This window comes from Bacillus sp. GMa5/1 (genome assembly GCF_050172015.1).
GTDB lineage: Bacteria > Bacillota > Bacilli > Bacillales > Bacillaceae_G > Bacillus_A > Bacillus_A cereus.
In genome coordinates this window covers 1-4,848 of sequence record NZ_JBNLYC010000249.1, presented here as the reverse complement: position 1 = coordinate 4,848, position 4,848 = coordinate 1, and the positions used below count along the sequence as shown (strand labels likewise).

Sequence of the window (4,848 nt, the reverse complement as noted above, 5' to 3'; positions counted from 1 at the left end):
TATGTTATTTCTTGTCTTCTGTTTGCAAGCTTAAGAAAACAGAAGATACAAATGTCTCACCTGCTTATGCTTTTAGCAGTTTTATATGAGAAAAAATATGGAGGAATCATATGGAGTCAAAAATTCTTATTGTTGATGATGATAAAGAGATTAGAAATCTTATTTCTGTATATCTGGAAAATGAAGGTCTGAAAACTCAAAAAGCTGAAGATGCTATAGAAGCTTTACAACTGTTAGAAGAAAAGGAGTTTGATTTGATTATTTTAGATATTATGATGCCGAATATGGATGGTATTGAAGCGTGTATGAAGATTAGGGAAGACCGCAATATACCTATCATCATGTTATCTGCAAAATCTGAGGATATAGACAAAATTCAAGGTCTAGCCTCTGGTGCAGACGATTATTTATCAAAACCGTTTAATCCACTAGAATTAATCGCTAGGGTAAAATCCCAATTAAGAAGGTTTAAAAAATACAATACGTCCATAGAACATAATAGAAGCATTCTAGAAATTGGTGACTTAACCGTGAATACAGATACTTATCAAGTATGGGTAAGGGGAAAAGAAACAAGGTTAACTCCAAAAGAGTTCGCTATTCTCGAACTACTTGCCCGCAACAAAGGGACTGTCCTGAGTGTAGCAAAAATATATGAATCAGTTTGGAAAGAGGTTTTTTATAAATCAGATAATACCGTCATGGTGCATATTACAAAAATAAGAGACAAAATTGAAGAAGATTCTAAACATCCCATTTATATTAAAACTGTTTGGGGAATTGGGTATAAAATATGAAGAATGTTAGTTTCAGAAATAAGATTATTATAAAACTTCTTGGTGCTGTTGCAATTAGTTTTTTTATTTCATTTGGTTTAACAATCCTCATTTTGGCATACGTCATAGATCCATTATTTAGAAAACACGAAGAATTTGGTATGTTTGAATTCAATTTGGCATTGTTGTTCTTATTCGCGTTCGCAATCTTTACCTTTATAATCCTTTTTTTGATATTGGTTCGAAAGAAAATAGTATATTTGAAGCTCATTTCTGATAATGTGAATGATATCGCCAATGGAAAACTAGGTCTGACAATTGGGGTTAAGGGGAAGGACGAATTGACCCAGCTTGCTCAAAATATAAACTATATGTCTAAGGAATTGGAAAATACATTCGAACAGGAAAGACGATTAGAACGTACAAAAAATGAACTTATCACCAATGTATCTCATGACTTACGCACACCGTTAACATCTATTATTGGTTATATAGATTTATTAAAAAGAGGACAATACAACAGTAACACACAATTACAGGAATACCTTGAAACCACGTATTCAAAGTCACAGAGACTGAAATATTTAATTGATGAGCTGTTTGAGTATACTCGTTTATCAGGTATAGATGCTAAGTTAAACCTTAATGAAGTTGATTTATCAGGTTTGTTGGAACAAATAGTTGGAGAATACATACCTATATTTGAAAAGGAAAGTTTAATCGTTCAAAGATCTATCGAGGAAGAAACAATACCTATCTTCATAGATGTAGAAAAAATGGTACGTGTATATGAAAATCTCTTTATGAATGCGATAAAGTACAGCATGAAACCATCCGAATTATCTATATGTCTTGAACTAATAGGTAACAAGGCAATTTTGAAAGTATCAAATAAAGTCGAGAGACCGCCTGTTAGCGATCCAAATAAATTGTTTGAAAGGTTTTTCAGAGGGGACAAGGCAAGAAAAGATGACCAGGGAAATGGACTGGGACTTGCTATCTCAAAAAGAATTGTTGAACTTCATAATGGTAATATACATGCAAAATATAAAGACGGTTGGATGTCTTTTATTGTTGAACATCCAATCAAATAGATTGGCTTATGGAATTACAGGTTCCATAAGCTTTTTTTTTATAAAACTTAAGAATTCTTAAGGGTTTTACAGGGTGTTTCCTAATTTTCATAGTTTATCATGTATGTATTCAAAGCGATGAGGAGAGATGAGAAATTAAAGAGAAAAATTTTTTTACAGCTTTTAAGTGGATACATCACGACAACCTCATGAAAAAAGTAGATGTAACATGACTATTTTGTTAGTAGCAAATAAGAATAGCAACTTATTTTAAAGAAATGAAAAAAACAAACATAGGAGGATATATATGACGAAACCAGTTGTAGACGTAAAAAACATCCAAAAAGTGTACGGTAAAAAAGGGGAGAACCAATCACACGCGTTAAAAGGTGTTTCATTCTCAATTCAAGAGGGTGAGTTTGTCGGAATTATGGGACCATCTGGTTCTGGTAAAACGACATTATTAAATGTAATTTCAACGTTAGATAAAGCAACGGGCGGCGTTGTTGAAATTGCAGGAACGGATATTACAAAAATGAAACAAGGTGAGCTTTCTGACTTCCGTTCACAAAAGTTAGGATTCATTTTCCAAGACTTTAACTTATTAGAGAATTTATCTATCTATGAAAATATCGCACTCCCACTTTCACTTCAAGGTGCTTCATCACGAAATATTGGACCAAAGGTAGAAAAAGTAGCTGATATGTTAGACATTTCAGCAATACTTCAAAAGTATCCATCTGAAGTATCTGGTGGACAGAAACAGCGTTCAGCAGCAGCGCGTGCATTAGTGCATGAGCCAGCAATTATTTTAGGGGACGAGCCAACAGGAGCGCTTGATTCTAAAAATGCAGCGAGTTTACTTGATGCGATGACAAACTTAAATAAAGATCAAGGCGTATCTATTATGATGGTTACTCATGATCCATATAGTGCAAGTTATTGTCAGCGTATTTTATTCATTCAAGATGGTGAGCTATATAAAGAAATTTATCGCGGTGGTACACGTGAAGAGTTCTATAAAGAAATTTTAGACGTGCTTGCAAACTTAGGTACACAAAAAGCGTAAGGAAGGAAGTTCAATCATGTTATTTAAACTTTCCATGTCAGGCCTAAAAAGTAAGTTGCAAGATTATATTGTCTTACTTGTTGGTCTGATTGTCTCTATTTCAACTTTTTATATGTTTCAAACATTAGCACTCAATAAGGCTTTCCTTGAATCTAACTCTTCTATTAGGGATATTGTGTCTGTCTTTAAAATTGGGTCTTTTTTGTTAGCATTTATCACATTTTTTTATATTTTATATGCAAACTCTTTCTTATCATCTCTTCGCCAAAAAGAATTTGGTATGTATATGATGTTAGGAGCAAAAAAGCATAAAGTTACCTTACTTATGTTTATCGAAACAATTATATTAGGTGCTGCATCTCTTGTGATTGGAATTACAGTTGGTGTAGGGCTCGCAGAAGGTATCGGTCAGTTACTAATGAAACAATTAGAACTTCCTGTTAGTGGTTATCAAGCATTTTACATGCCATCTATAATGGTAACTTGCATCTTTTTCTTTGCATTATTTGTACTATCAGCAAGTATAAGTAGTATTAAGCTAGCGCGTTTTTCTGTATTGCAACTTGTACATGCAGATACACAAACAGAACGTGTCGCCATAAAAGGGAAAATGACAGTTGTAGTTGCAATCCTTGGTGTGATTTTATTGGGCATTGGTTATGCATCACTAATCTATATGAAATATGCAAACCCGCTAATGGGTCTGGGATTAATGGCCGTTGGATTAATCACAGCAACAGTTGGTACTTACCTTATATTTGGATCACTTCTCCCAGTTATGATTAACAAGCTAAAGAGTAATAAAAAACGTAGTGAAAAAGGCCTCAATGCTTTTACTTTTGCACAATTAAATTTCCGCATTAATGGCCTAACAAATGTGCTTGCAACAGTAGCAATCTTAGTGGCTCTTGGCGCTGGCGGAATTGCGTGTGGTATGGCATTTAAAAACAACGTAATAAAAATAGTTAATGGTAGTGAAATTTACGATTCAGTCGTTCATAATCCAACAGCTGAAGAAAAGAACATTTTGAATACTATCTTATTTACTGAGAATCTTGAATATCATTACAAAATAGAAGGTCAGTCTATTTACTATTTAAAAGAGGATTTAGAGAAAAATCGTCCTTTAATATTGAAAAATGAAAATGAGAGAGCAGAGTTTGGGAAAACAAAGAGAGTTTCAGAAGAGTTGCCAATTGGTGCAAACGTGAAGAAGTCACCGCAACAATGGAGCGACGCTTTCCAAACAATCCAGCCAAAGTATATATATCCTGATCATAAAATAAAAATTGTAGACAAAAACATGTACCATAGTATAAAGGGTCGAGAAAGTACTGTGTTTATTGGAAAAACAGATGATTTTAAATCATATTTAAAAGAATGGAAACAACTTGACGAATTACAGTTAGCTAAATATACAAGTATGAAACCTGAAGAACTGAATAGTAAATATCAAATGTATAATTCTTTTCATGGTATGTTCAGTGGATTGATGTTCATGGGCTTCTTCGTCGGAATTGCGTACTTAGCAATGATGGCAAGTTGCTTAATGTTTAAAGTTCTGTCTGGTGCATTCAAAGATTGTACACGTTATCAAATGCTTCGTAAAATCGGTGTTCGCCAAGAGTTATTAGCACAATCAATTTATAAGGAGCTATTCTTTGTATTCTTAGTCCCAGCAATTGTAGGTATTGTTCACGTATTAGTTGGTATGAACATGTTCAGAGTTCTTTTGCCTAATCCGTACAATCGTATTTGGGTACCAATCATTATTTTTGTAGTAATTTACTCGATTTACTATTTTATTACAGTTCAATTGTATAAAAGAATTGTACTTCCAAAAGAAAATTAGTTTTACAAAACATACAAAATGTTAAACTCATAAAGCCCAGTAATATCGGTACCTATGCATGATATTACTGAGCTTTTA

At 33.3% G+C, this 4,848-nt stretch carries 4 protein-coding genes; all 4 read left to right on the top strand.

Going from position 1 to position 4,848, the window contains the following annotated elements; genetic code table 11:
* Window positions 1-110 precede the first annotated feature (110 nt).
* Entirely contained in the window at window positions 111-797 is a 687-nt protein-coding gene (locus ACQGSG_RS26605) for a response regulator transcription factor (RefSeq protein ID WP_325842777.1), read from the top strand.
* On the top strand, window positions 794-1,870 hold the full coding sequence (locus ACQGSG_RS26600; protein WP_426948427.1) for a HAMP domain-containing sensor histidine kinase: 1,077 nt from the start codon (window positions 794-796) through the stop codon (window positions 1,868-1,870). The genes ACQGSG_RS26605 and ACQGSG_RS26600 overlap by 4 nt, the downstream gene beginning before the upstream one ends.
* Before the next feature lie 286 nt (window positions 1,871-2,156).
* Window positions 2,157-2,918: an ABC transporter ATP-binding protein gene (locus ACQGSG_RS26595; RefSeq protein ID WP_426948425.1), complete on the top strand. Its 762-nt coding sequence runs from the start codon at window positions 2,157-2,159 to the stop codon at window positions 2,916-2,918.
* 16 nt (window positions 2,919-2,934) lie between these two features.
* Window positions 2,935-4,770, top strand: coding sequence for an FtsX-like permease family protein (locus ACQGSG_RS26590; protein ID WP_426948423.1), 1,836 nt, complete (start codon window positions 2,935-2,937; stop codon window positions 4,768-4,770).
* Window positions 4,771-4,848 lie beyond the last annotated feature (78 nt).

What these genes read in the sequence shown, in the direction of transcription:
- ACQGSG_RS26605 (WP_325842777.1), top strand. Translation starts at nt 111, where the DNA reads ATGGAGTCAAAAATTCTTATTGTTGATGATGATAAAGAGATTAGAAAT.
- ACQGSG_RS26600 (WP_426948427.1), top strand. Translation starts at nt 794, where the DNA reads ATGAAGAATGTTAGTTTCAGAAATAAGATTATTATAAAACTTCTTGGT.
- ACQGSG_RS26595 (WP_426948425.1), top strand. Translation starts at nt 2,157, where the DNA reads ATGACGAAACCAGTTGTAGACGTAAAAAACATCCAAAAAGTGTACGGT.
- ACQGSG_RS26590 (WP_426948423.1), top strand. Translation starts at nt 2,935, where the DNA reads ATGTTATTTAAACTTTCCATGTCAGGCCTAAAAAGTAAGTTGCAAGAT.